This is a genomic window from Pseudoxanthomonas kalamensis DSM 18571, assembly GCF_010211745.1.
Taxonomy (GTDB): Bacteria; Pseudomonadota; Gammaproteobacteria; order Xanthomonadales; family Xanthomonadaceae; genus Pseudoxanthomonas_A; species Pseudoxanthomonas_A kalamensis.
Window position 1 is genome coordinate 1 of the sequence record NZ_PDWQ01000086.1, and the last position, 597, is coordinate 597.

General features: G+C 49.9%; 1 protein-coding gene. It reads right to left on the bottom strand.

All coding sequences use genetic code 11. The features are described 5' to 3' along the window. Positions 1-41 precede the first annotated feature (41 nt). The gene (locus tag CSC70_RS14125) at positions 42-518 is read right to left on the bottom strand and encodes a glycoside hydrolase family 24 protein (RefSeq protein ID WP_000229403.1); all 477 of its coding nucleotides are present in this window, start codon (positions 516-518) and stop codon (positions 42-44) included. Between the last annotated feature and the right edge of the window lie 79 nt (positions 519-597).

The following is a 597-nucleotide window of genomic DNA, read 5'->3' on the forward strand; positions in this document are numbered from 1 at the left end:
GATGCAGATAACCAGAGCGGAGATAATCGCGGTGACTCTGCTCATACATCAATCTCTCTGACCGTTCCGCCCGCTTCTTTGAATTTTGCAATCAGGCTGTCAGCCTTATGCTCGAACTGACCATAACCAGCGCCCGGCAGTGAAGCCCAGATATTGCTGCAACGGTCGATTGCCTGACGGATATCACCACGATCAATCATAGGTAAAGCGCCACGCTCCTTAATCTGCTGCAATGCCACAGCGTCCTGACTTTTCGGAGAGAAGTCTTTCAGGCCAAGCTGCTTGCGGTAGGCATCCCACCAACGGGAAAGAAGCTGGTAGCGTCCGGCGCCTGTTGATTTGAGTTTTGGGTTTAGCGTGACAAGTTTGCGAGGGTGATCGGAGTAATCAGTAAATAGCTCTCCGCCTACAATGACGTCATAACCATGATTTCTGGTTTTCTGACGTCCGTTATCAGTTCCCTCCGACCACGCCAGCATATCGAGGAACGCCTTACGTTGATTATTGATTTCTACCATCTTCTACTCCGGCTTTTTTAGCAGCGAAGCGTTTGATAAGCGAACCAATCGAGTCAGTACCGATGTAGCCGATAAACAC

What these genes read in the sequence shown, in the direction of transcription:
- CSC70_RS14125 (WP_000229403.1), bottom strand. Translation starts at nt 518, where the DNA reads ATGGTAGAAATCAATAATCAACGTAAGGCGTTCCTCGATATGCTGGCG.